Here is a 24,966-nt window from a genome sequence, read left to right as displayed (position 1 = left end):
AACCTAAGCTTCAAGTATTTTTAACTCTAAGACCAAGTTTATTTTATAATTTTTAAGCATATTGTTTAATTCTTTTTGAACTGTATTGGCTTTTTCTCGACTTTCAAAAAGAAAAACAAAAGCTCCTCCTTTACCAGAGCCACTTAACTTACCAGAAAGAGCGCCCAATTTAATCCCACTACTTATTAGCCAATCAAGAGTATCATTAGATAGCCCTAAGCGCTTTAAAAAATAGTGTGCAACATTCATTTCATTAGCTAAAGAATATATATCTTTATTATGAAAAGCAGTATAAGCATTGCTTACAGCAAGACCAAGCTTTTCAATAAAAACAAACAAATCAGCATTAGATAATAACTGTTTTTTTAAATTAACAACTATTTCTTTAGTAGTAAAATCTCTTTTTATAGCTCCTATTAAAAAATAAAAACCAGAATCTTTCAATTTTTTTGAATTAAAAACATCTTCTTTTTTCTCTAAATAAAAAGTTCCACCAAGATCAATTAGTCTAATATCCATTCCAGAAGATTTGCCATGAAAAATGTTTTCAATTTGATTTGCCAACAAAATTTTATTACAATCCCTATATTCAAAATGACTTGTAATATATTCTGCAAAACACAAACTAAGACTAGCAGAAGAACCAAGGCCAACTCCAATAGGAATTTCAGAAAGAATAACAAACTCAATTGGATTAACTTTGTTGTAATTCGAAACAATAAAACTTATCAGGCCATTTAGTCTTGTACTAGATTTTCCTAAATATTTCCAATTTTTAGATACACTGTAAACCAAATCCATATAAATTGGAACTGTGGCTCCAATAACTGGAAATCCATAAACAGCGCTATGTTCACCTAAGAATAATATTTTAGCAGGCTTTCTTATTCTTAGCATTTCTCGCTTTCAAACTTAATGTTTTCGTGCTCTAGAACAATTGGAATAATTTTTGACAAATCAAAAGCTTTAATATTAGGCCTAAAAACTAAAAAAGTTTCATTTCCAGCTCCCAAAGCCTTAATCAAATCACATTGATCCTGAAGGTGCTCAAAACTTGGGGGCAAGGCTGCAGAAATTCCTATTGCCTCTCCGATTGCCAATCCCAATTCCTTAGCTCTTCTTAAACTAGAAATTAATGCAGATTTAGAAGTGCTAACACTTAAAACAAGTTTTTTCATCTCCGAATTGCATTTAAATATAAAATCTAAAATAGAATCTCTATGTTTATTGTACTCATAAATAGAAGCAGTGGTTTTAACTGCTTGCAAACCCCGCATTAAATAAAAATCATCAAACTCTAAAGAACCTAGTTGTCTGTATTTAGGAGTAAAACCGCCTTCAAACTCAATAACACCTCCAAAAATACTAGTAGCAATATCATACCCACTACCTATTCCTCCTTGAGCGTGCCTGTAAGCTTCTAAACAATATTTAAAAATTTCATCTTTCTCAACAACATTAGTAGCATTATAAATAAAAAAAAGTCCACACGCTATACCAATAGCAACAACAGCACTTGATCCAAATCCCTTTTTAGTTCCATCATTAAAGAAAAAATTACTTGTATCAATATAAACATCATATGCAAAACTCTCTAAATTTAAAAAACAATTTTGACTCAAATATGAAAACATTTTAAAAACAAGATCATTTCTATTTTCTATTAAAGAAAAATCATCTATCTCTTTCTTTTTGCTAAAGAAACGCCAAGAATCGCTTTTTTTGAAAGAAAAAAATGCTCTCTTATTGATGGCAATTGCCAACCCCAATCCATTTTCCTCTAAAATAGTATATTCCCCCATTAAAAGCAAATTTCCAGGCACAGAAAAACTAATCAAATCCATTCTAAGCCACGCCCAACCTTTGAAACAATAAAATTAATGTCGGTAAAATTTTGTTTAAGTCTTTTTAAAATAGTATTTAAATTTTCCTCCAAACAAAGAAACTTTACCTGGGGGCCTGCATCCATTGTCTCAAATACAAAAATTCCTTCATTTCTCAAATTAGCAGCATATTTAATTAAATCTATTGTACTACTTTTAAAATAAAAAATAGAAGATGCAAACATTAAGGCAAACATATTCTGATAACTTTTTACAACAGTTGCTCCAAAGCGTATAAAATCTTTTTTTAAAAAAAAATATAAAGCATCTTTAAAAATCTTTTTACTAGAAGCAATCCAAGCATCATAATAAAATTCATGGTGTTTACAAATATTCATTGCAACTCTTGAAGACAATTCTTTTTCATTACTATCAATTATGGCGAATATAATGCGCAAGTCATTAAAATAAGATTGATCTCTTAATTGAAAAGATTCTTTTGATCCTTCTTTCAAAATAGTAAACCCTCCATAAACAGCCCTTGCTGCAGAAGCTGATCCTACTCTTGCAAGATTAGATGCACTATTAAAAGAATATTTATTAAAATATTTCAAAATGCAAGCAGCAATAGAAGCAAAACCTGAACTTGAACTTGCAAGGCCTGCTGCTGTTGGAAAATTGTTTTCACTTTTAATTTTAAATCTAACATTCGGTTCACTAAGAATTTGTCTTGCATAATCAAAAAACACCTTTTCTCTATTTTGAAATACAACTGGCTTTGAATTTAAAATTATTTCATCTTGGTCTGAAAGTTCAAGTTCACTTATTGAATAAAATTTATCAACACTAACGGCAAGACTAGAAGTCGCTGGAATGTTTAAAAAAGCATCCTTCTTGCCCCAATATTTAATTAAAGCTAAGCTTGCATTAACTTTGCACTTTACTTTCATTCTCTAACCTTATTTTCTTTAAAATTTGAAAAGCAAAATCAAAAGAATAAATATCCATTCTTTCCATTTCTAATAATAATTTGTCTTTCTCGAAATTAGAAATATTATATTTTGTCTTTAAAAGGTAAAGTATTTTATTAACATGTAATCTCATATGACCCTTTTTAATCCCGTTAAATGCAAGAGCTCTTAATGCAGCAAAATTACTAGCAAGTCCAACGCAAGAGAGAATGCCCATAAATTCACTCTTACTATTTACATTCATAATTCTAAAACTTAAAATTGAAGCTTCGCTAAAAGATGTAACCCCACCCTTAGTGCCAACTTGCAAAGGAATTTCGATTTCTCCAACCAAAGCATTATCAATAGTATAAAATTTACTAAGAGGAAGATATTTACCACTTTTTGAAGCAAATCTGTGAGCAGAGGCCTCAAGCGCTCTTGTATCATTAAAAGTTGCAAGACATACTCCCGTAATTCCATTCATAATACCTTTATTATTAGTAACAGCTCGCTCCTCTTCGTAGAAACCTATACTAGAAATAAGTTCAATTTTTTTAGCCAAATTCCAAGACTCCTCTTTATTTGGTAGCAAATGCTTAAAATCTAAAACAAAAGAGGCTTTGGTTGTAAATTCATTAATATCATTGCTTAAAACTTTTAAAACGCACTCATATCCAAATTCTAAAAAAATACATTCTGCTACACGCTCTGCAATTGAGTTTAGTAAATTAGCACCCATAGCATCACAGGTATCCAAATAAAGATTAAATTTTTGAATACCAAGCTCTTTAATATACCTAGTTGATAATCTTCTAAATCCACCTCCTCTTTGATTCATATTGACCAAAAGAGGTTCAATCCAGGTCTTGATTTTATCACTAAGATCAACAAAAATTTTACTTAAATCTTTTTCCGTTTTTATATAAATTTGAGAAATTCCCAATACTTCGCCCAAAGAATACTTCAAATTAGCATTTTCAAGAATTTTTGCCGCAAAATTTAAGGCAGCAACCACAGAAGATTCTTCTGTTGCAATAGGCAAAGAATAGTATTTACCATTTATTTTCAAATTTTTTACGATTCCAATAGGAAAAGATAAATATCCAATATAATTTTCTATCATATTAAAAAGAAAATCTTCATTGGCATTATTATAAAAAAAATCTTTAAAAGATAATCCCAAAAAACTTTTTATCTCTTGCCTTTTTTCTAAAACACTTTTATGCCTAAAATTTTTACTAAGTTTCATAAAACTGCTTAAAAACTCCAAGCTCTGCAAGTAAATAGCTACTCAAAAAATACTTATTTTTTCTAAGTTCTGACAAACTTTTACTTCCACTTAAAAACATAGACATTTTTAAAACATGCTCATAATCAGAAAAAAGACTAAGTACAGCATCTTCTCCTGAATTATAAAAAGCTCTAAGAACAACAGCTGCAACGCCTATGAGCTTAGCTCCAAGAGCAATTCCTTTAGCAATATCCATACCAGTCTCATATCCACCAGATGCAAAAACATTAGCCTTTAGAGAATCATCAATGCCAAGCAAAGTAAAAATCGAAGGAATACCCCAATCAGAAAAACAAGATGCAACATTTAGATTATTACTCCTTATACCTTCTACTAAGACCCAATTAGTTCCACCACTCCCCGCAAGATCAATATAAGAAACACCAAGTTTCAATAATTCCTTAACGTCGTTTGGTGAAATTCCAAAACCCGTCTCTTTAACAATCAATGGAACACTTAAAAAATCAGCCAATTTAGCTATTGACTCTTTTATTCCTTTAAAATTTCTGTCTCCATTAACATTCATCAATTCCTGACCTGCATTAAGATGGGTAACAATTGCATCAACTTCCAATCTTTTGATCATTTCAGCTATTCTAGAAATACCAAACTCAACAATCTGAACAGCGCCAATATTGGCAAACAAAGGAATATCATAAGCATACCTTTTAAGACTAAAGTCTCTTATATATTCGGGATACTTAAACAAAAGCTTAAAAGAACCTAAGCCAATGGGAATTTTCAAATAATTTGCAATTTTAACTAAAGATTTATTAAAATCATTCCCTTGTTTACCGCCTCCTGTCATGGAAGAAATAAAAACAGGCATATTAATATTGTATCCAAATATTTCTTCTTTTAAGCTTATCTCAGAAAAATTAAAATCACTAAGAGCATTATGTTTTAGCTTAATAAACTTTAAAAAATTGCAGCCACCTTTAACATCGTTTTTATTTAAACAAATTTCAATATGCCTTTTTTTATTTTCTAGTATATTAGGCTCGATACCCATAAACTCGGTATTTATCATTCCTTAATTCTTTTAAATAAAATCCTTTGGATTCACCAGGAACTATTTTATTCTGAAAGAAATCTTTATATTCTTCAAAATTTGCATTATTTCTATTTTTTATAAGTCCATCAAGATCCCATAATTTAACAACATCAAAAGCACCTTTTTCAATGGTAAATTCATAAATAATCATAATATTGCCAGATCCATAAGAACAAAACAATATCTTTTCTCCTGTAATATCTTTCTTGGAAAAAACTTTTTTTAAATAAAATGCTAAAGATAGAAAAATTGAACCCGTATACAAATTCCCCACTTCCATAGCAGCTTCAACTCCATCGTAAAAATCTATTGATTCTAAATAAGCATTCCTAACAGATTCATCATCACTATAATATTTTTTTAAAATATGATGCATTGAATCTATCGGCATTTTAGCAAAAGGAACATGCAAAATAAACCTATAATTAGAAAACAAATCTTTAATACTAAGTTGCTTTTTGGCAGCAAAATCTTTTAAAGCATTTTCATTGGCATTATTGTAACATTCAACTGAATATTGACCCCGCACCTTAGCTTCAACACTTCCAAAAGGTCTAAAAAAATCATCAACATCATCAGTATAAACTCCGAATTCAGATAAATTAATAGAGAGTAGCTTTGGATTTTTTTCAACCAGAATTGCAGTTGCACCAGCTCCTTGGGTAATCTCAGCTGTAGTAAGATTGCTATAATGCGCAATATCTGAAGAAAAAACTATACCATATTCAGAATTATTAGAATGGCTTAAAACACTTGCTACACTGTGTAAAGAAATAGCAGCACCAGCGCACGCATGCTGAACTTGGAAGGTTAGAAAATTATTCCCCAGACAAATACCAGACTGCTTTAAAGCCCCAAAAACATAAGAAGAAATTGCCTTTGAATGATCAACACCTGTCTCAGTTCCACCTAAAAGCATTCTAATTTTGTTTAAATCAAGATTATTGTTGTCAAAAATAAGCTTAACAGCCGAACTTGCCATTGTTACACTATCCTCATTGGGACTGGTAAACCTAAAACCTTTTTGCAGAGTTGCATCTATCGCTCTATTGATTTTTTTTAAAAAAACTTCATTGGAAGAATATAAAGGATTTTCCAAAAGAACAGAAAAGTCTAAATAATTTAAAGGTAAAAAAATCCTAATATCACTAATACCTATTTTCATATATTCCTCGGTGCATTAATGGATTTAAGTATTATATTATAATTTACAAAAATTATCAAAATCTTATATAATGAAACCTAAAAAGGGAAGTTTATGAAAATAGCCGTACTTTTATCTGGAGGAGTTGATAGTTCTATTGCCCTTTATAAAGTTATAAACAAAGGATATACAAATATAAAATGCTATTATCTAAAAATTTGGCTTGAAGATGAACTGTCTTATATTGGAAACTGCCCTTGGCAAGAAGATTTAAATTACGTTGAAGCCGTATGTAATAAATTTAATATACCGTATGAAATAATAAACTTTCAAAAAGAATATTATAACAAAGTAGTAATCTATACTATTGAAGAACTAAAAAATGGCAATACACCAAGTCCAGATATTTTTTGCAATCAAAGAATAAAGTTTGGAGCATTTTTTGAGAAAATTAATGAACAGTATGATTTGGTTGTCACAGGACATTACGCCAGAATACAAATAAAAGAGAAAAAGTTTTTTTTAAAACAGGCAAAAGATAAAATTAAAGACCAAAGCTACTTTTTATCTCATCTCTCTCAAGAACAAATGTCAAAACTATACTTCCCCTTAGGAACATTGTTTAAAAGCGAAGTAAGACAAATAGCTAAAAGCATAAATTTGCCCAACAAAGATAGAAAAGACAGTCAAGGTATTTGTTTTTTAGGAAAAATTAAATATAACGAATTTATAAAATATCATCTTGGCGAGAAAAAAGGCAATATAGTTGAAAAAGAAACAGGAAAAATAATAGGAATTCACAACGGATATTGGTTTTTTACAGTTGGCCAAAGAAGAGGAATAAAACTTAGCAACGGACCTTGGTTCGTCATAGAAAAAGACTTAGAAAAAAATATTATATATATCTCACATAACGAGAATTATTTAAAACAAGCAAAGCGCAAATTTTTAGTTCACGAAATACATTGGATAAATGGCATGCCTTCAGATTTTGAAAATTTCAAAATTAAAATAAGGCATGGTGAAAAAAAATACTCATGCAAATTAAGACTTATTACAAATAACTTAATTGAAATTTTTCTAAACAAAAAAGATCATGGGATTTCTCCTGGGCAATTTGCAATCTTTTACAAAAATACAGAATGCCTAGGAGGTGCTAAAATTTTTAAAATCATAGAATAATAAGCCACCAAAAAGCTAGAGAAGATTTTTTCAATCTTCTCCTTACTTTTCGATCTTAAAGTAATCAACAGATTCTTTTAAATCTTTGACACTCTCTAGCATTTTTTCAGACATAGCAGAAAGCTCTTCGCTACTTGAAGCTGTAGTCTGAACTAACTGACTAACCTGTTCTATTGCATTTTTAAATTGCTCTATCTGAACACTTTGCTTAGAACTTTCATTAGAAATGTTTTTCACAAGTCTAGCCGTTTGCTCCATGCCAGGAACTATTTGTTCAAAATTTTCCCCAGCACGGCTTGCAACAGTTAAGCTTCTGTTTGCAATATCAATAATCTCTCTTGCTGATTCCTTGCTTTGATCCGCAAGCTTTCTAACCTCAGCGGCTACCACTTCAAATCCCTTACCTTTTTCACCTACTCGAGCAGCCTCAATCGAGGCATTTAAAGCAAGCAAATTAGTTTGTCTTGTTATCTCATCAATAATTCCAATTTTTTCAGTAATTATGGTCATTGCCTTAATAGCTTTAACAACAGATTTATGGCCCTCTTTGGTTCTCTCATTAGTATTAACGGCAATTTTTTCAGTAGTAGATGCATTTTCAGTATTTTCAGAAACACCTTGTGATATTTGTTCAATATTTGCTGTCATTTGCTCTAAAGTAGAAGCCTGCTCAACAGCACCAGAACTTAAATTTTGACTTGCATTTGCTATTTGAATAGCATTTTCATAAAGGTAATCTAGGTTTTCAATGACCCCTTTAGCAACTGAAGAAAAATTAGTTCTGAGTTGTTCAAGACCTTCGTACAAGCTATACAGCTCCACGGTATCCCATTTGCCAAAATTAACATCTGCAGTAAAATTACCAGAAGCAAGTCGCTCAGAATATTCTAATATCTTATTCAAAGAAGAGCTCAATCTCTTTACAAGATAAAGAGTTGCAATGGCAAGAATAAGCAATGTAAATGCAAAACTAATACCCAAAATTAAAGATGTAGCTCGCGACATATAATAAAAATCATCCTCTGAAGTTCTCATCAAAAGAATAAATTTACTATTAGACAAATTTAATAACACCTTTTGACTAATTCCCACATATTTTTTACTGTTATTAGGATCATAATAATAAACAGTTGAAATTTCTTTATTTTTTTGCAACAACTCTTCAGATGTTTTCTTAAGAATATTAGAATAAGAAGCACTAAGATCAGTCAAAACATCGCCTGGCAATACTGTATGATGAACCAAGAATCTACCCGTAGTATCATAAGCTAAAGCACGGCCGCTAGATAGTATTCCAAAATTAATTCCTCTAAAAGACCTATTTATATAATCTACTGAATAAAAAAACATAAAATAACCAAAAATATCGCCTGTGCCAAAATCTCTTAATGGTATACCTATTAATATATAAGGAGTCTGACCTTTTTTATTTCTTATTTTGGAAATATTTTTAACTAAAGACTCCTCAATAGATCCAGGATCTGCTAACATGACAAAAGAATTGTAAACAATGCTTTGAGATTCTTTAAGTTTTGTAAAATATTCTCTATCCCCAATAGACTTTCCAAAATCACTATTATCCTTAACAGCCGTAGTAAAAACTATTTCACCTTCCTTGTTTGTAACCATCATATTACTACCAGTTTGAACAAGAATTTCAGATTGATCTGAAATGAAATTCAATCTTTTGGATCTAATTTTACTAGCCTCATTAAATTTTTCAGCAGAATTGAAATACATGGAACTAACCCTAACTTTCTCTTCCATTGAAGAAATATAAAGGTTAAAAGAACTTTTAATGTTTCCAATAAGATTTATCATAGGATCAAACTGTTGATCTACCAATTTATTATTAATCAACATTCCAAACACAAAAAACAAAATTGATATAAAGAATGCTATAAGAACAAGAACAAGTAGCAACATCCTAGCTTTCAGCTTCATACTAACCACCCCTTTTTACAAAAAAAATTCTAAAACTCTGAAAAATCATCATCAAAATTTAAATCCTTATCAGCAATATCGATAGCTTTTTTAGGATCAACCCGCTTATTAATAGTTCTTGCAGAAGGCTCGCTTTCAATACTTAAAGAATAATTACTATGTCTACTGCCATTTAAAGTAGAGATTTCATTTCCTTTCAAATCTTGATTTTCATCTTTAAAAGAATTTTCAGGACAATCCATCAACCTGAAATCATAATCACCATCTTCCAGATTTTCAATCTTAGAATCTTTAATTTTGAAAAATAATACAGATTTTCTGAGTTCCTTAGACTTTTCTAACATTTTATCAGACATGCTAGAAAGTTGCTCACTACTTGAAGCTGAAGACTGAACAACTTCTCCAACCTGGTCTAAAGCCATTTTAAATTGAGCAATTTGATCGCTCTGCTTAGAGCTACCTTCTGAAATTTTTTTGACAAGATTAGCTGTTTCTTCTATTTCAGGTAACATTTCTTTGAAGATCACTCCAGCTTCGGTTGCTACCTTAGAGTTATCTTCAACCAACTCTCCAATCTCAAGAGCCGAAATTTTGCTAAGATCAGCCAACTTTCTAATCTCACTAGCCACAACAGCAAATCCCTTTCCTTCATCACCTGCTCTTGCAGCTTCAATAGCAGCATTCAAAGCAAGTAAATTGGTTTTTCTAGCTATTTCTTCAATAACGCTAACTTTCTCTACAATATCTTGCATAGCAATAACAGATTCTTCAACAGCTTTACCACCTATCTGAGAATTTTCATTGGTCTTTAAAGCTATTTGCTCAGTTTCATAAGAATTATTAGCGCTCATATTAACACCTGACGCTATTTGCTCAACATTGGCTGACATTTCTTCAAGAGCAGATGCCTGCTGTAACGCACTAGAAGTTAAATTTTGACTAGAACTGGCAACTTCTAAACTTGCCTTATTTACATAGCTAATATTTCTCAAAACACTAGCAATTGCTACAGAAATAGCTTTTTTCATTTTCACAACCTGAAGACTTAACATGCCAAGCTCATCAAAATAATCATCACCATCATCAAGGGCATAATCTTTGTCTAAATCTCCCTTGACCATATCTTGAACTAAAACTCTAATTGCGTTTAAACGAAAACTAATAATCCTATCTATTCTCATTAAAAGAACAATGCTTAATGAAATAATGCCTAAAACAGAATACAAGATATACTGAAATTTTAGACTAGATATTACTCCGTAAATATCTTTATAAGGAAGTCTAGCAATAAGCACCCCACCTTTCTCTCCTAATTTACTACTTATGGGCAACAATGCATAATAACACTCTTCTCCCATTTCGGAGAATAATATCCTATCAATAGTGTAAACCGACACTTCAGTAGGAATATTTGATAAAAGAGGTGGCTTAGAAAAAACATCTTTAAGAATATTTAAAAATTTAGAACTAACCCTACTGGTTTCATTGTATTCTTCAAAAGGATTAACTGCTATATTATTAGAATCTATATAAACAAAATTGCCCCTTTTATAAAAACCAAATCTAAATCTATCAAAACTATCTGCTAAAACATCATTAAGCAAATATCCAGCCAAATATCCACAAACAAGCTTATCTTCTGGGGAGTATACAGGCACAATTATTGCAAAAGCCTTTTTTTCACTTTGCCTAGACCTAATGGCAACTTCTGCAGATATTCCTTCAGAAAGATTTGAATACCAGCCTATAAATTTTAATTGGTTTTGCTTATAATCCTCAATCGCTTTTTTAAAATAATTAGTATTGGCCTCAGAATGTCCAAAATCCATATTATTTTCATGCCTTGTGCTAACAATTATTCTCCCTTCAAAATCAAAAAACGCGAATTCTTCAAAAAGAGTATCATTTTTAAGATTAGTCATAAAATTGTATAAGTATTGTCGATATTTTTTATTCACCTTTACAGAATCAATAACAAATTTTGAATTTTTTCTTAAATCTACCAATTCAGACTCAGAGAAATCTTTTCCTCTATTCTCGGAAATTGCAAATTCTGATATGGTTTCAAGTGCTAAATTAGAAGCTGCACCGTTGATTATAACATACAAAGTGTCTAAAAAAGATTGCGTAGAAAAAGCTGCTCTTCTTAATTGCGCCCTTGTAAGCTGCTTATAATAATCTTCTAAATAACCACATAAAACAAAATTAAAAATCATAGAAAAAAGCAACAGTATAAAAATTAAAAACAATAATAAAAATCCAACAAACCTGTATTTAAGCTTCACAAGCATAATAAACTACCTCACAAATCATCTACTTATTTAATCAAACAAACTTAAGACCAAAAGGGTATTAAAAAAAATTTACAGCAAAAAATTAAAAACTCTTAAAAATATTAAAAGAATTTTCACAATATGAAAAACAAGTTATAAGCTACATATTAACTGCTAATGCTTTTTATAGGGTATTCCTAAAAACTTGGGCGCATAACTTCTTTTTGAAAAAAAGATAAGACTTAAAATAACAATTAAATACGGAGTAATAACTAACATTTTAGGAGGCATTATTAAAGACAAAAAAGGCGATTGAGCCAAAACAATTGCCAAAGTTTTAACAAATGAAAACAAAAAACTCCCCATTAAAATCCCCAAAGGCGTCCATTTTCCAAAAATTAACATCACAATAGCAATAAAACCTTGTCCACCTGTAACCCCTTGCACATAGCTTGATGCAATTACTGTTGTAAGAATAGCACCCGAAACCCCTGCTAAAAAACCACTCAAAAGAACACAAAAAAATCTAATTTTATTTACACTAACTCCAACAGACTCCAATGCCTCTGGATTTTCACCACTAGCATTAATTCTAAGCCCAATTTTAGTATATTTGAAAACAATATGAAATAAAACCACGCCTAGCATTGCAATGTATATAGAATATCTTTTGCCAAAAATTTGGAATATAAAAGACGTTTTGCTTAAAATTCCATCAAAAAGTATTGGCAATTTTATTTCTATAGGCGGAGTTGAAATAGAAGAAAAAATCAAAGTGCTTATAAAAACAGCAATAGCGGGTCCTAAAAAATTAAGCGCCATTCCGGTTATAATTTGATCTGATTTTAAAAAAATTGTAAAAACAGCGTGCAAAATAGCAAGCGCAAGACCTGCTAATCCACCAACAAAAATTGAAAATAATGGGTCATTTGTAAAATATGCAACCGTAGCTCCTGAAAATGCTCCTATTGTCATTATTCCTTCAAGTCCAATATTAATAATTCCACTTTTCTCACTTATAAGACCACCAAGGCCAGCTAAAATTAAGGTTTGAGAATTTATTAGAGTTTCACTAATTAAAAATATTATTACGTTTGACACTCTTAACACCTTTTAAAAAGATTTTATTTAAAAAATAACTAGCAGAAATCACAAGAACAATTATTCCCATCATCAAGGATACAATTGAAGATGGAAGGCCCATTAAACTTTGAACCCTACTACTTCCATAAAGCAATATAGAAAAAAGAATACTAGAAAATATTATACCAATCGGCGAATTGTTTCCTATCAAAGACACAGCTATCCCATTAAAACCAACTCCTTCCATATAAGAAAGCTTAAATATGGCTTTATTAACACCCATAATTTGGATAGCACCAGCAAGGCCCGCAACAGCTGCTGAGAGAAACATTGAAAAGATTAGCACGGCTTTTACATTAATGCCCATACATCTTGAAGCTTCAATATTACTCCCTATGGCATTTATTTTAAATCCAATAATAGTCTTATTAAGCAAAAACCATATTAAAATAGCAAAAATTATTCCCAAAATTATTCCAAAATGAAGAGGCGCTTTTAAAAGCTCATTAACAAAAGGATGAGAAGATCTATAAGCAAGACCTTCTGGTGAAAGCTTCCAAGAACCTAAAAGATCAATAAATGCACTTTCTTTAATGGACTTTGAAAAATCGCTATTATCTCTTTTAATAAAACTAAAATCCAAAATTATATTATTCAAATGAAATAATATCCAATTAAACATTATTCCTGAAATCACTTCGCTAATATTGAATTTAGCTTTTAAATATCCAATTAAAATTCCTAAACTACCTGACGCTAAAAAAGCAATAACAAAAATAGTAATTACATGTAAAATTGGAGGTAGATCAAGGAAAATCGATGCTATTAAAGCAACAATAGATCCTAGTATAAACTGACCTTCAACCCCAATATTAAAAAGGCCTGTTTTCAAAGAAATACCAATAGAAAGACCTGTAAAAACCAAAGGAGCTGCATAACTTAAAACATAACCTAAATGTTTGGGGGACGAGAATAGAATCTCTAGTATTATAAAATACATTCTAAAAGGAGAATAACCAAGCCCCATCACCACTAGCCCAACCATTAAAAATCCAACAAATAGAGCAAAAATACTAACAAATGCTGAAGAATTTAAAATTTTTAATATAAATTTGCTGCATATGTTTTTACTAATTGTCATTTAGCTTAAACCCATCATCATTTTACCAATAACATCAATATCAAAATTGTCCTCTAAAATACCCACTATCCTCCCATCATGCATTACGGCTATTCTGTCACAAACATTAACAAGCTCATCAAGTTCAAGAGAAACCAACAAAACGGATCTACCAGCATCTCTTTGCTCTATTATTCTTTTATAAATATTCTCAACAGCTCCAACATCAAGACCTCTTGTTGGCTGAATAGCTAAAAGAATGTCTGGCTCTAAGCTAATCTCACGAGCAATAATCACTTTTTGCTGATTGCCTCCAGATAAATATTTTACCTTATTTAAAATACCTCTTGGCCTAATATCAAAATAATTTACAAGTTGGTTGCTCAATTTTTTTAAAATGTCAAGATCAAACCCTACAAATTGTCTTTTAACCTTATCAAATTGTCTTTTAATAAAATTGAAAAAATTAAATTTTAAATCAAAATTACTCTTTGAATGATTTTTTTTTAATCCTAAATAATCGGGATTATCAAAGCTCTTAAGTCCAATATTTTGCATAACATTGAACTCTAAAATAAGACCATGTCTTTGCCTGTCCGAAGGAATATTACCAATTTTTTTATCTATTATTTGCTTAATCGTTAAACCTTTTAGAGATTCTAGGCTCCCTGAAGAATTTTTTTTAAAAATATCGCCCTTAAATATGTTTTTTAAACCCAAAATTGCATCAACTAAATCCTCTTGGCCACTTCCCTCAATACCAGATATCCCAAGAATTTCACCATTTTTCAAATTAAGATTAACGTCTTTAACTTTTAAAACTCCCCTCTCATCTTTAACACTTAGATTTTTTATTTCAAGAACATTAAAATGATTTTCAAATTGAATTTTAGATGAGCGAAGTGAAATCTCTTTGCCTATCATTAATTTTGTAAGATCCTTGTCATTAATCTCAGCAATATCAACAGTTTTAACAGCCCTACCAAGGCGCATAATTGTGCATCGCTTTGCAATAGACCTAATTTCTTTTATTTTATGAGTAATAAGTATTACAGTATGACCCTCTTGAGTTAGTATCTTTAAAATATTTATAAAATCATCAACTTCACTAGGAGTAAGCACTGCAGTAGGTTCATCAAAAATAATAATATCTGCATTTCGATAAAGCACTTTCAATATCTCTATTTTTTGCTCCATGCCAACACTTAAGTCTTCAACCTTTTTCTCTAAATCTATCTTTAAACCATACTTTTCCGAAAGATAATTTATTTTTCTTTTGGCTTGTTTGTAATCAAGAAAACCAAATTTTGAGTTTTCATATCCTAAAATAATATTCTGAACAGCGGTAAATTGTGGAATTAACATAAAATGCTGAAAAACCATTCCAATCCCATTGTGAATGGCCTCGCTTGAATCCTTAAAGCTTACTTCTTGGCCTTTTAAAATAATTCGACCACTATCTACTTGATGAATCCCGTAAATAGTCTTCATTAAGGTAGTCTTTCCAGCACCATTTTCTCCAAGAATAGCATGAACTTCGCCTGCCTTAAATTTAATAGAAACATCATCATTGGCAACAAAATCACCATACTTTTTTGTAATATTTTCTAATACTAGTACATCTTCTTTCATTAAGCTTTAAATCCTAATAAACATCAAACATGAATTGCCCACAATATTCTTATTCTAATGAAATATAATAAAGCTTAAAGTTTATATTTTCAATAGCATTTCTAGATTTCAATAAACAAAATAAATCATTCATAAAAGTTGTTAATTAATAGTAAATAAAAAATGCTTAAAATATAAAAACCTTAATAAAGAGCGCAAATTAATGATAAAATAAAAGAATGATTAAACTATTAAAAAAGAGAGTATTATGAAAATCAAAGCCTGCATTTTTGATATGGATGGAACCCTGGTAAATAGCATCATGGATATTGCATTCTCAATGAATTCTGCTCTTTCAAACTTGGGATATAATGAAATAGAGCTAAACAAATTCAATGCCCTTGTTGGTAGAGGATTTGACAAATTTGTAATAGACACTCTAAAGCTATTATCTCTTGAATATAATAATCCCAATTTACAAGACAAACTTTATAAAGAATTTGTAAAAGAATATAACAAAAATCTTTCATCTAAAACGCAACCATACGAAAATATAAAAACCCTTCTAGAAAATATGAATGATCTTAAAATTCCAATTGGAATTTTAAGTAATAAAAACCACGAAGAATTAATAAGTTTGGTAAAAAATATTTTTGGAAATATACTTTTTTTTGAAGTCAGAGGTTATTCAAAAAAATTTCCACCAAAGCCAGATCCTGAAAATGCCCTTGATATGATATTAGAATTGAATATCCAAAAAGAAGAAATCGCATATATTGGAGACAGCGATGTAGACATGCTAACTGCAATAAACGCTGGATTTATACCAATAGGAGTTTCCTGGGGATTTAGAAGTGTTCAAGAATTAAAACAAAATGGAGCAAAACATATAATCCATAAACCCCTTGAACTATTGGACCTAATAAAATGAATGCAAAACCATATTTTCCTTACCTATATCATTACCTATTTAATCATGAAAGCATAAAAAGTTTGTCTGCTATAGAAAAAGAAATTGAAATGCTCAGCTATTTAAAAGAAAACAAAAAAACTATTACTACATTCATCAAAAATGATTTTGAATCAGAACTAAAAGATCTAATTCAATACATCAAAGATAAAACAGATGCAATGATTACGCCATTTGTTTTATCTGGCATTGAAGCTATTGATTTTAACATTGTAAAGCCTCTTTTTACCAAAGAATTAACAAAAAACGACTTAAATTTGATATTTAACTTCGTTAAAGCCAACTCATCTTTAAGAAAAGAATTCTTTTATAATTTTAATACTATAAGCAATGGATACATCACTTTTTACATAAACAAACTATTTGAAGGAAAAAATTCCTATACAATATATTTAATACAAAAAGAAAATAAAGCCCTTTATTCATCAGACATTATAAAAAATTATATAAAGATATTACTCCTCTTAAAGGTATTGGTAATTAAATACTGCTTTGAAAAAGGAATAGAATTGACTATTAAAAATATTGAATCGACTTCAAAAGCAATAAGCAATGATACCGATTTTTTAGACGAAAAAACAGCTAGACTCATAATTGAAAGCTTTTTTAAATATGAGACTTTACAAACAATGTCTCCAATTTCAACATTAATTGCCATTTTTTCAGCCAGAGCAAGAATTCCAAAATATAAAAACAATCCAGTCAAAGGTTTTATTGGGTATGATGAAAGTTGGTTTTCAATAAAACAATCAGGCTCTAGAGAATATGATTCAAGAATAATCAAAGAATTATTAGAAATAGCTAAGGGAAATAAATGGTAAAAAAATTTTCAATTTTCTTAAAAGCAATAATAATTTTTTCAATATTTGAACTTTTAATCGAAGAGCTCTCAATAATTCTTTTTTTACCATACAAAATACGATTTGCACTAATATTTCTTGGTTTTCTATTTGACACAATTTTTATTTTCATTTTTTTATATAAAATAACCAGGGCTTACCTTTCTAAAAGATTAGAAATCTACGTCAGAAACAATCTATTTTTCGATATAATTCACTGTCTTATCCCATTAGTATTTTATAGTTCATATCAGCTTAAAAACATAATTGTCACCTACGAAACTATATTAAATCCAATAATGCTATCACTTTTTAAGCTAAGATTTTTAAGGCTTCTTAGGTTTAACGACCTAATAATAGAAATCTATTACAATTCAAAAGAAAAGAACCTAATATTAATAGCATTTGCTAGGACATTTTCAATGAGCTTATTAATACCATTTACATTTTTTATAATAATATCAAGCTCAAAAATTGTAAATTCAATACCAGAAAAACAAGAATTTAATATTATTAAAAATATATCAATAATAAATGAAAAAGCTTACATTAAGGAAAAATATCCCTTCATCCTAATAATCAAAGAAAAAGAAGATATAATATACTCAAAATCAGACGAAATATTTGTTTACTACAGTCCTAGTGAATACAAAGTAATAGAAATAGAGAAGACAAAATTTTATATAGATAAATATTTGCAAAGAAAAAGCGATTCTATTCTTGGAATTTTTCTATTTGCATTGTTTGCATCATTTACTATTTTTTTAATGAATTTTTATAAATTTTTTAAAGCAAGCTTTTTAAATCCTATTATTTTAATGACAAAAATTTTACAAGACCCATTAGAATATCGAAAAATTCAAATTCCTTTTACTTTAAGCGAAGAAAAAGTATATGAACTTGCAAAAGCATTTAACAATCTTTTACTAAAAGAAAAACTAAATTCAAAGCGAAAAAGCAAAATACCTTTAGAAATTGAAAAAGTAAAAAAAATAATTAATAAAAGCCAGGAATTAAAATGAAAATTCAAATAATTGCAATGCTACTTATATTATATTTTCCACTTAATGCTAGGCTTTTGAACATCTCAATTGAAAAAAGAGTAAACGAAGAAATAAAAAAATACTCATCTTTCAATTTAATTTTAGAAAAAGAATACTATACTAATTTTCCAACAAGCGAAATAGAAAAAAATATTTATCAATTAACCGAACATTTTGTAAAAAGCATAATGCTAAATAAAACTGATTACAGCTTATTAAATTCAAACTACAGGGAAGTAAATAAATATCTAATTCAAAGCGAGCTTATTGATAACAAATTTTTAAAATATAAAATATTTAAAATTAAAAATATAAATGGGATTTTTAAAAGTTATTCACTAATATACACAAAAACGGGATTTTACAAATTAGAGCTTTACATAGAAAATAATGCAGAGCCTATAAAAATATTCAATCTTAACATTACTTATTTTTTAAAGAATTCAGATAAAATAAGTAATGAAATGATTTTTTTCCAAAAAGAATGAAAATAATAAAATTAAAACTTGAGCTATTTTATAAACAATTTATTTAACAAAGACAGACATTACTCTTTGAAGAACCTTTGCCCTATCTAATGGTTTAACAATAAATGTTTTTGCTCCTTTTATTAAGCAATCCTTAACTAATTGTTCTTTACCTAAAGCAGATATCATTATCACTCTAGCATTTTTATCAAATTCCATAATATTAGAAAGACAAGTTATTCCATCCATTTTTGGCATAGTAATATCAAGAGTAACAATATCAATATTAGGATAATGATTCTTGTATTTTATCACAGCCTCCTCTCCATCAGCTGCTGTATCAATAATATTAAAGCCCTCTGATGTAAAAATTTGTGTAAGCTGCTTTACAGTAAAAACAGAGTCGTCAACAATTAAAACATTAAAAGGAATGCCTGTATCATAATTGATTCCTCTAGGTTTAGATGAAGAATCTGCAGCAATTGTAGTCTTTTGAATCATATTAACCTCTCTTTTCTAATAAAAAGATTTTTTTTTTCATATCAAACCCTCTCTCTTATTGCAATATTAACTTCTATAATTTTACCATCAGGCAAAGAAAAAGGAACAATCAAAGCCTCAGAACCTTTATTGCTTATTTTCATATTTTCTCCATAAATAAAAGCTGGTGGGGTTATATCAAATACAAAACCTTTAGCGTGCAAAGTAGTAACAAAATTTCCGGCAATAATGTTGCCAACCTCAGTAAGAGTTGCAGCAACCATCTCTTTTGTTTCCTCATCATCAAAATCATCATACTCTTCAAAATTCAATTTAGAAGCAACAAAAAGAGCTGTTTCTATGTCCATGTCAATAATTATACTACCCTCAACAGACCCGGCAAGCCCTACTATTACAGAAACACCTTTTATCTTTTGATTTATCGATTTAAGCCCTGGTTTACCCATTTCTATATTCTCAACAAGCAACATATCTCTTAAAACTGAAGAAGCGGCATCCAAAAACGGCTCTATATAATCTATTCTCATTAATTTCTCCTTTAGACTTTCCTGTATAAGTTAAAATATTTTGCGGATTTCTCTTTTATAAAAACATCATTATTTTTAAGCTCTTCGTTATCTCCCAAAACCAAAAGAGCCCCTTTAATAGTTTTGGAAGCAATGATATTTAAAATTAAAATCTGATCTTTACTATCCAAGAAACATAAAACATCTTTTAAAAAAACCATTCCCAAATTATCAGGCAAATCTGAAAAAAGAGCATCGGAATATTCAAACAAGACATTATTAAGAATTTCTGACTTAAATTTATAAACCCCAGGACTTTGTTCAAAAGAGTTCCTACGATAAATTTCACTAATACCAATTTCTGACTCTGAAAAAATCAACCTAGAAGTTTCAACCACTTTTGACAAATCATTATCAATAGCTGTCAACTTAAAAGGTTTTACATAATATTCAGACAAAGCATTAACTAAGGCTATAGTCTCTCTTCCGCTACCACAACCAATTTCCAACACGTTAAAAATAGAATTCAAATTATCCATAAAATTTAAGCGATTCTTAACAATTTCATTTTGAAATTCTTCCAAACAATCAACTCCCCACAAACTTCCCGATGATTTTGAATAAAATTCATTTAAAAAAATATCGTAAGGCAAGCAATCAGTATCAACCATATTAAATTTTACTCCAACTTTTTCTAAAAACACATCATTTACTAAAGAAGCATTAAACTCGTATTTCAAAAGATTTTTTTTAATATTCTCCAAATTAAAAGTTGAAATATTCTTTAAAGTTGAATTTTCATTGTTATTACTATTTTTTGGAAAAACATTATTGGTGACAAAATTACCTTTGCAATCATCTAGCACATCTAAATCATCAGAATCGCTTACAAAATCGATTTTTTCAGCAGAATTTTGGCCAGGCTTTAATACCTTTTCTTCTTCACTATAATTAAAAATTTTAAAAACATCGAGGAGTATATAAAGTTTTTCGTTATAATCTACAACGCCTTTTATATAGTTTATTAAAGAATCTTGAGATAAAACTGGGTGTGGATCTTGAATAAGACTAGAATCTATTGAAAAAACATTATTAATTTTATCAACAATAACCCCTATAAGAAGGTCTTCATTTTTTAAAACCATAATATCTTCAAGATCTTTTTTATTAAATTCTAAATTAAACATTATTCTAAGGTCTATAATAGGAATTATTTCGCCTCGTAAATTATCAAGCCCAGCTACATATTTTTTGACATTTGGCACATAAGTAAAATTACTAGATTTTCTAATTTCTTTAACTTGCATAATGTCTACCAAATAATGATCTGGTCCAAGCTCAAAAGAAACAACCTTAAAATCAAAATTGGTCAATTTAGAATTACAATTTTTATCGTCTAAAATTTTAGGTCCAAAATAAATTTCTTTTATCTGCACAAGAGATTCACTCCTTAATATCCTTTTTTAAATCAAAAAGTTTAAAAACATCAATTATTAATACAACCTTACCATTACCAAGCGTAGTAGCTCCAACTATACCCGAGCTTGCTGAAAATTTATCCTTAATAGGCTTTACTACAAAATCTTCCTCGCCAAGAATAGAATCTACAACAATTGCAGTTTTTATGTTATTAGTATTAACAACTATTAAAAATTTCTCTATTAATGAATCGTCTCTTGCTATATTAAAAAGTTTATCAAGCCTGAGAACAGAAATGATTTCATCTCTTAAATTATAAACTTCATGATAATTTTCAAGTAATTTTATATCGTACTCAGTTATTCTATGAGTTTCAAGAACATTGTTCAAAGGAATAACATAGGTCTCAGGCCCTGACTTCACCAAAAGACCTTGTATAATCACTAATGTCAATGGTAGCTTAATTTTAAAAATTGTTCCACGTCCAATTTCTGATTCTACTAAAATGGTTCCATTAAGCTTTTCAATACTTTTTTTAACAACATCAAGACCAACCCCTCTACCTGAAAGGTCTGTCACTTGAGCTGCTGTTGAAAAACCAGGAGCAAAAATTAAGTTAATAAGTTCAAAATCAGAGTAAATTAGACCTTCCTTTATTATTCCCTTTTCAATTAATTTGCGCTTAATAATCTTTGGATCTATACCAATCCCATCATCTTCAATCTCAATTGATATTACATTTCCCTCATTCTTAGCGCGCAAAATTATAGTACCTGCTTTATTCTTCCCCTTTTTAACTCTCTCTTCGGCTGTTTCAAGTCCATGATCCATTGAATTTCTAACACAATGCATCAAAGGATCTACAAGGTCATCTATAACAGACTTATCAAGCTCAGTTTCCTCTCCTTCCATTTCAAGATTTACAATCTTATTCAATTTCTTTGAAAGATCTCTGACAACTCTTGTAAACCTTGAAAATATATTAGATATTGGCAACATCCTAGTCTTTAAAACGCTCTCATGCAAATCTGTAATTATTCTAGATAGCCGCCCAGAAGTCATTTTAAAATTTTGAAGAAGTCTGAAAAAAGAATTTCTCAATTCAGATATATCATTAAGAGATTTCTCCATTTTAAAATTCATCAAAGAATTAATGTGTGATTCGATCTCATCTTCTAATGTCAAGCCTGCATCTTTAAAAATTATCTTTAAATCAATTAAAAAGTTTCTCTGAAAACTTTCTTGATAATCATAAAAATAATTAAAATTATAAAATAACGTAATCATTTCTGAATTTATTTGATTATAAGATGATTTACTTATTACAGCTTCACTGACAAGGTTTAATATGTAATCTATTTTTTTACTATCTATTCTAATTAAATTAACGCTAATTGGATTGTTTTTCTTAATACTTTTATTTGCCTTAAAAGGTACTTCATCGTTTTCTTTTAAACTTATATTCTTTAAAGATTCTAAATCAACATTTTCAATTTCAAAATGACTAACAACATCTGGTAAATTAATCTTTTTAACAATACTGTCTATACTGACATTTGATATTAAATAATATATAACAAAATCAAAAAATTTATCTGCCAATAATTCACTAGAATCTGGAAGAGACTTGAAAATTTTTCCAAGACTTTTTAATGCCTGAAGCATTTGAAACCCACTAATCGTAGCCATAGGATTATCTTTTACAAAATTCAATTTAACTTTAAATAACTTTTGATTTTCAATCTCAAGTAATAAATCAGAAGTTTCATTCTCTGTAAAATCAAAACCATCATTTAAAACAAGATTGGAATCTAAATCAATATCTTTAGTCTTTCTATCTGAGAGCTTTTTCAATTCTTCTTTTACATTAAATTCATCAACCAAATAGCTCTCAATTAAACTTGAAGCGTCTAAACTTTTTTTCACGCTCTCTATATCTGAATATATCAGATAATAATCTACTCTTGTTAAAAATTTATCTTCAATGATTTGCTCATATTTAGGGATTGTATGTAAAACAGACCCTAAATTTTTTAAAATATTAAATATTTTCAATCCACCATTTTCAACTTTAGAATCACTGCTTGCATTAAAAATAACGCTGATCCTTAAAACCTTTTGCCCAATTCCTAACCCCTCTCTTATCTCCTCAAGATCTAATTCTGAAAGACAAAAATCGTTTTTGGTTGAATTTTCGTCCAATCTCTTAATATAAGTTTGATTATCAACTACTAAAAATTGATTTAACTTGCTTTTAAGATTACTTATATCACTCAAATAAACCTTGCCATCAAGACGAAACGCAAGCATTTCCTTAATAACATCTAATGAATTTAAAAGCAGATCAACAAGATCATTATTTATATTTATCCTATCATCTCTAATAGCATCAAAAACATCTTCAACAATATGGGTAAAATCAGATAACTCCATCATATCAAGAGAAGCAGAACTTCCTTTTAAAGTATGAGCTGCCCTGAATATTTCATCAATAGTATCAGAATTATTAGGATCATCCTCTAATGACATAATATTCTCTTCAAGAATATCTACAAGATTTTGAGCCTCTTCGAAAAAAACTCCTAAAAGCTCTTCATTTTCTAAATCTAATATTTCCATACCATTTCCTATTAAAATCTTATACATGTAAAGCTAACCTTTTAGGTTAGCTTTACATGTTATTTAAACCTACTTTTTTGGGGATGATTCTTCAGGTTTTTCACTCTCAACCTTTTCTATAAAGTTTTGGAAAGACCCTTCGGGCATAGAAATTTTTTCTCGAAGCTTTAAAACTCTTTTAAAAGTTTCATGTGCCTTTAATTTACGAAGAGATTCAGTTCCGCTAGTCTCATAAACTTTAAACACAGATTCACTATCAATATCAGAATCTATTGAAACACTCAACTTATCATAAAGAACTCTCAAATCTTTAACATAAAAGATGAAATTTTGCTCTTTTGAACTATGTGATTTTGAAACTCTAAAAGCCTTAAATCTCATTTTACTTGAAGCAAGAGGATAATTTGGAACATCGTCCTTAATTATTCTAGATGATATATTGGGAATATAGTTAGGATTTGACCAAATTAAATCAGCCCACCCTTTAAACTTTAAAGTCCCTAAGGAATAAGCATACTCCATGCCATTCATATCTTCAAATAAAACTTCAAGATCTATTTCATATCCTAAACTATAAACTGCTACTTTAATCTCTTTCATAGTTTTAATGTTATCAATAAGACCTTTGCCTAAGAATTGATTACCACTTTCTCCTGAATAAAAAGGAATTTTAAATGGTGGCATAATCATAGCAGATGATTGAGAATAGCTTGGAAACAAAACTCTTACTCCTAAAATAGTGTCGCCTGCATATCTTTTTGACTCGCTCTTGACAACAGCAGGCGCAACAACTGAATTTTTAACGTAAGCCTGCAACCTCGCAGAAGGAGTAAGCAAAACACTCCAATTATTTATCCCAAGATCTACAACCATATCTTCCGGCTTCACAATACCAGAAGCACCTGAATAAACATAATCAACATAATTTGTAAGATCAAGTTTAGTTGAACTTGGATCTCTTGCAAGTTCTGCAAAATCTAAAACTAATTCTCCAGGCTCTGCCCTTTTAGAGCCTTCTGGCAATCCATCAGTCTCTTGAGCAAAAAGAGCCGTGGATAATAAAAAAAGTAAAATACTTTTAGCTTTCATCTTCATATAAACCAACTCCTTATATATAAATCTTT

21 protein-coding genes are annotated in these 24,966 nt (G+C 29.4%); 5 read left to right on the top strand and 16 right to left on the bottom strand.

Annotation, left to right across the window (positions count from 1 at the left end; genetic code table 11):
* Positions 1 to 3: 3 nt before the first annotated feature.
* The 6 genes from mvk to BG_RS03430 are packed head-to-tail and all read right to left on the bottom strand — an operon-like array spanning position 4 to position 6,286.
* Positions 4 to 897 (bottom strand): mevalonate kinase, encoded by an 894-nt coding sequence (gene mvk / locus BG_RS03455; protein WP_011193992.1) that lies wholly within the window; start codon positions 895 to 897, stop codon positions 4 to 6.
* Entirely contained in the window at positions 891 to 1,844 is a 954-nt protein-coding gene (locus tag BG_RS03450; protein ID WP_011193991.1) for a GHMP family kinase ATP-binding protein, read from the bottom strand. The genes mvk and BG_RS03450 overlap by 7 nt, the downstream gene beginning before the upstream one ends.
* Positions 1,835 to 2,773, bottom strand: coding sequence for a diphosphomevalonate decarboxylase (gene mvaD / locus BG_RS03445; protein WP_011193990.1), 939 nt, complete (start codon positions 2,771 to 2,773; stop codon positions 1,835 to 1,837). The genes BG_RS03450 and mvaD overlap by 10 nt, the downstream gene beginning before the upstream one ends.
* On the bottom strand, positions 2,751 to 4,025 hold the full coding sequence (locus BG_RS03440) for a hydroxymethylglutaryl-CoA reductase, degradative (protein ID WP_011193989.1): 1,275 nt from the start codon (positions 4,023 to 4,025) through the stop codon (positions 2,751 to 2,753). The genes mvaD and BG_RS03440 overlap by 23 nt, the downstream gene beginning before the upstream one ends.
* Positions 4,015 to 5,079: a type 2 isopentenyl-diphosphate Delta-isomerase gene (gene fni, locus BG_RS03435; protein WP_011193988.1), complete on the bottom strand. Its 1,065-nt coding sequence runs from the start codon at positions 5,077 to 5,079 to the stop codon at positions 4,015 to 4,017. The genes BG_RS03440 and fni overlap by 11 nt, the downstream gene beginning before the upstream one ends.
* On the bottom strand, positions 5,063 to 6,286 hold the full coding sequence (locus tag BG_RS03430; protein ID WP_011193987.1) for a hydroxymethylglutaryl-CoA synthase: 1,224 nt from the start codon (positions 6,284 to 6,286) through the stop codon (positions 5,063 to 5,065). Before BG_RS03430 ends, fni begins: the two co-directional genes overlap by 17 nt.
* Before the next feature lie 93 nt (positions 6,287 to 6,379).
* Here BG_RS03430 and mnmA point away from each other — a divergent pair, with 93 nt between their 5' ends.
* The gene (mnmA, locus tag BG_RS03425; RefSeq protein ID WP_011193986.1) at positions 6,380 to 7,447 is read left to right on the top strand and encodes a tRNA 2-thiouridine(34) synthase MnmA; all 1,068 of its coding nucleotides are present in this window, start codon (positions 6,380 to 6,382) and stop codon (positions 7,445 to 7,447) included.
* A 42-nt stretch (positions 7,448 to 7,489) separates the two neighbouring features.
* Here mnmA and BG_RS03420 read toward each other — a convergent pair whose 3' ends face one another.
* The 5 genes from BG_RS03420 to BG_RS03400 all read right to left on the bottom strand — a co-directional run bounded on the left by BG_RS03420 (position 7,490) and on the right by BG_RS03400 (position 15,499).
* Positions 7,490 to 9,391 (bottom strand): methyl-accepting chemotaxis protein, encoded by a 1,902-nt coding sequence (locus BG_RS03420; protein ID WP_011193985.1) that lies wholly within the window; start codon positions 9,389 to 9,391, stop codon positions 7,490 to 7,492.
* Positions 9,392 to 9,420: 29 nt separating this feature from the next.
* Positions 9,421 to 11,682: a methyl-accepting chemotaxis protein gene (locus BG_RS03415; RefSeq protein WP_011193984.1), complete on the bottom strand. Its 2,262-nt coding sequence runs from the start codon at positions 11,680 to 11,682 to the stop codon at positions 9,421 to 9,423.
* Between the two features lie 156 nt (positions 11,683 to 11,838).
* A complete protein-coding gene (locus BG_RS03410) occupies positions 11,839 to 12,765 on the bottom strand; it encodes an ABC transporter permease (RefSeq protein ID WP_011193983.1) in 927 nt (308 codons plus the stop codon).
* A complete protein-coding gene (locus tag BG_RS03405; RefSeq protein ID WP_011193982.1) occupies positions 12,737 to 13,888 on the bottom strand; it encodes an ABC transporter permease in 1,152 nt (383 codons plus the stop codon). Before BG_RS03405 ends, BG_RS03410 begins: the two co-directional genes overlap by 29 nt.
* Entirely contained in the window at positions 13,889 to 15,499 is a 1,611-nt protein-coding gene (locus tag BG_RS03400; RefSeq protein ID WP_011193981.1) for an ABC transporter ATP-binding protein, read from the bottom strand.
* Positions 15,500 to 15,746: 247 nt separating this feature from the next.
* Here BG_RS03400 and BG_RS03395 point away from each other — a divergent pair, with 247 nt between their 5' ends.
* From BG_RS03395 to BG_RS03380, 4 genes are read left to right on the top strand one after another with little or no spacing between them, the layout of a single operon-like run.
* Positions 15,747 to 16,409, top strand: coding sequence for an HAD family hydrolase (locus tag BG_RS03395; protein WP_011193980.1), 663 nt, complete (start codon positions 15,747 to 15,749; stop codon positions 16,407 to 16,409).
* Complete coding sequence (locus BG_RS03390) at positions 16,406 to 17,269, top strand: hypothetical protein (RefSeq protein ID WP_011193979.1); 864 nt, start codon at positions 16,406 to 16,408, stop codon at positions 17,267 to 17,269. Before BG_RS03395 ends, BG_RS03390 begins: the two co-directional genes overlap by 4 nt.
* Positions 17,263 to 18,309 (top strand): hypothetical protein, encoded by a 1,047-nt coding sequence (locus BG_RS03385; RefSeq protein ID WP_011193978.1) that lies wholly within the window; start codon positions 17,263 to 17,265, stop codon positions 18,307 to 18,309. Before BG_RS03390 ends, BG_RS03385 begins: the two co-directional genes overlap by 7 nt.
* A complete protein-coding gene (locus BG_RS03380; protein ID WP_011193977.1) occupies positions 18,306 to 18,818 on the top strand; it encodes a hypothetical protein in 513 nt (170 codons plus the stop codon). Before BG_RS03385 ends, BG_RS03380 begins: the two co-directional genes overlap by 4 nt.
* 39 nt (positions 18,819 to 18,857) lie before the next feature.
* Here BG_RS03380 and BG_RS03375 read toward each other — a convergent pair whose 3' ends face one another.
* From BG_RS03375 to flaA, 5 genes are all read right to left on the bottom strand, one after another.
* Positions 18,858 to 19,298, bottom strand: coding sequence for a response regulator (locus BG_RS03375; protein WP_002557259.1), 441 nt, complete (start codon positions 19,296 to 19,298; stop codon positions 18,858 to 18,860).
* A 41-nt stretch (positions 19,299 to 19,339) separates the two neighbouring features.
* The gene (locus BG_RS03370) at positions 19,340 to 19,825 is read right to left on the bottom strand and encodes a chemotaxis protein CheX (protein WP_002557258.1); all 486 of its coding nucleotides are present in this window, start codon (positions 19,823 to 19,825) and stop codon (positions 19,340 to 19,342) included.
* Positions 19,826 to 19,836: 11 nt separating this feature from the next.
* Complete coding sequence (locus BG_RS03365; protein ID WP_011193976.1) at positions 19,837 to 21,240, bottom strand: CheR family methyltransferase; 1,404 nt, start codon at positions 21,238 to 21,240, stop codon at positions 19,837 to 19,839.
* A 7-nt stretch (positions 21,241 to 21,247) separates the two neighbouring features.
* Entirely contained in the window at positions 21,248 to 23,842 is a 2,595-nt protein-coding gene (locus BG_RS03360; RefSeq protein WP_044007962.1) for a chemotaxis protein CheA, read from the bottom strand.
* 69 nt (positions 23,843 to 23,911) lie between these two features.
* On the bottom strand, positions 23,912 to 24,937 hold the full coding sequence (gene flaA / locus BG_RS03355; RefSeq protein ID WP_011193974.1) for a flagellar filament outer layer protein FlaA: 1,026 nt from the start codon (positions 24,935 to 24,937) through the stop codon (positions 23,912 to 23,914).
* Positions 24,938 to 24,966: the final 29 nt, after the last annotated feature.

Origin of the sequence: Borreliella bavariensis PBi (genome assembly GCF_000196215.1) — a bacterium.
GTDB lineage: Bacteria > Spirochaetota > Spirochaetia > Borreliales > Borreliaceae > Borreliella > Borreliella garinii.
Note: the sequence above shows the minus strand (reverse complement) of the source record. Positions and strands in the feature narration are given on the sequence as shown.

Coding starts and splice junctions, on each gene's coding strand:
- mvk (WP_011193992.1), bottom strand. CDS start 897: ATGCTAAGAATAAGAAAGCCTGCTAAAATATTATTCTTAGGTGAACAT.
- BG_RS03450 (WP_011193991.1), bottom strand. CDS start 1,844: ATGGATTTGATTAGTTTTTCTGTGCCTGGAAATTTGCTTTTAATGGGG.
- mvaD (WP_011193990.1), bottom strand. CDS start 2,773: ATGAAAGTAAAGTGCAAAGTTAATGCAAGCTTAGCTTTAATTAAATAT.
- BG_RS03440 (WP_011193989.1), bottom strand. CDS start 4,025: ATGAAACTTAGTAAAAATTTTAGGCATAAAAGTGTTTTAGAAAAAAGG.
- fni (WP_011193988.1), bottom strand. CDS start 5,079: ATGGGTATCGAGCCTAATATACTAGAAAATAAAAAAAGGCATATTGAA.
- BG_RS03430 (WP_011193987.1), bottom strand. CDS start 6,286: ATGAAAATAGGTATTAGTGATATTAGGATTTTTTTACCTTTAAATTAT.
- mnmA (WP_011193986.1), top strand. CDS start 6,380: ATGAAAATAGCCGTACTTTTATCTGGAGGAGTTGATAGTTCTATTGCC.
- BG_RS03420 (WP_011193985.1), bottom strand. CDS start 9,391: ATGAAGCTGAAAGCTAGGATGTTGCTACTTGTTCTTGTTCTTATAGCA.
- BG_RS03415 (WP_011193984.1), bottom strand. CDS start 11,682: ATGCTTGTGAAGCTTAAATACAGGTTTGTTGGATTTTTATTATTGTTT.
- BG_RS03405 (WP_011193982.1), bottom strand. CDS start 13,888: ATGACAATTAGTAAAAACATATGCAGCAAATTTATATTAAAAATTTTA.
- BG_RS03400 (WP_011193981.1), bottom strand. CDS start 15,499: ATGAAAGAAGATGTACTAGTATTAGAAAATATTACAAAAAAGTATGGT.
- BG_RS03395 (WP_011193980.1), top strand. CDS start 15,747: ATGAAAATCAAAGCCTGCATTTTTGATATGGATGGAACCCTGGTAAAT.
- BG_RS03390 (WP_011193979.1), top strand. CDS start 16,406: ATGAATGCAAAACCATATTTTCCTTACCTATATCATTACCTATTTAAT.
- BG_RS03385 (WP_011193978.1), top strand. CDS start 17,263: ATGGTAAAAAAATTTTCAATTTTCTTAAAAGCAATAATAATTTTTTCA.
- BG_RS03380 (WP_011193977.1), top strand. CDS start 18,306: ATGAAAATTCAAATAATTGCAATGCTACTTATATTATATTTTCCACTT.
- BG_RS03375 (WP_002557259.1), bottom strand. CDS start 19,298: ATGATTCAAAAGACTACAATTGCTGCAGATTCTTCATCTAAACCTAGA.
- BG_RS03370 (WP_002557258.1), bottom strand. CDS start 19,825: ATGAGAATAGATTATATAGAGCCGTTTTTGGATGCCGCTTCTTCAGTT.
- BG_RS03360 (WP_044007962.1), bottom strand. CDS start 23,842: ATGGAAATATTAGATTTAGAAAATGAAGAGCTTTTAGGAGTTTTTTTC.
- flaA (WP_011193974.1), bottom strand. CDS start 24,937: ATGAAGATGAAAGCTAAAAGTATTTTACTTTTTTTATTATCCACGGCT.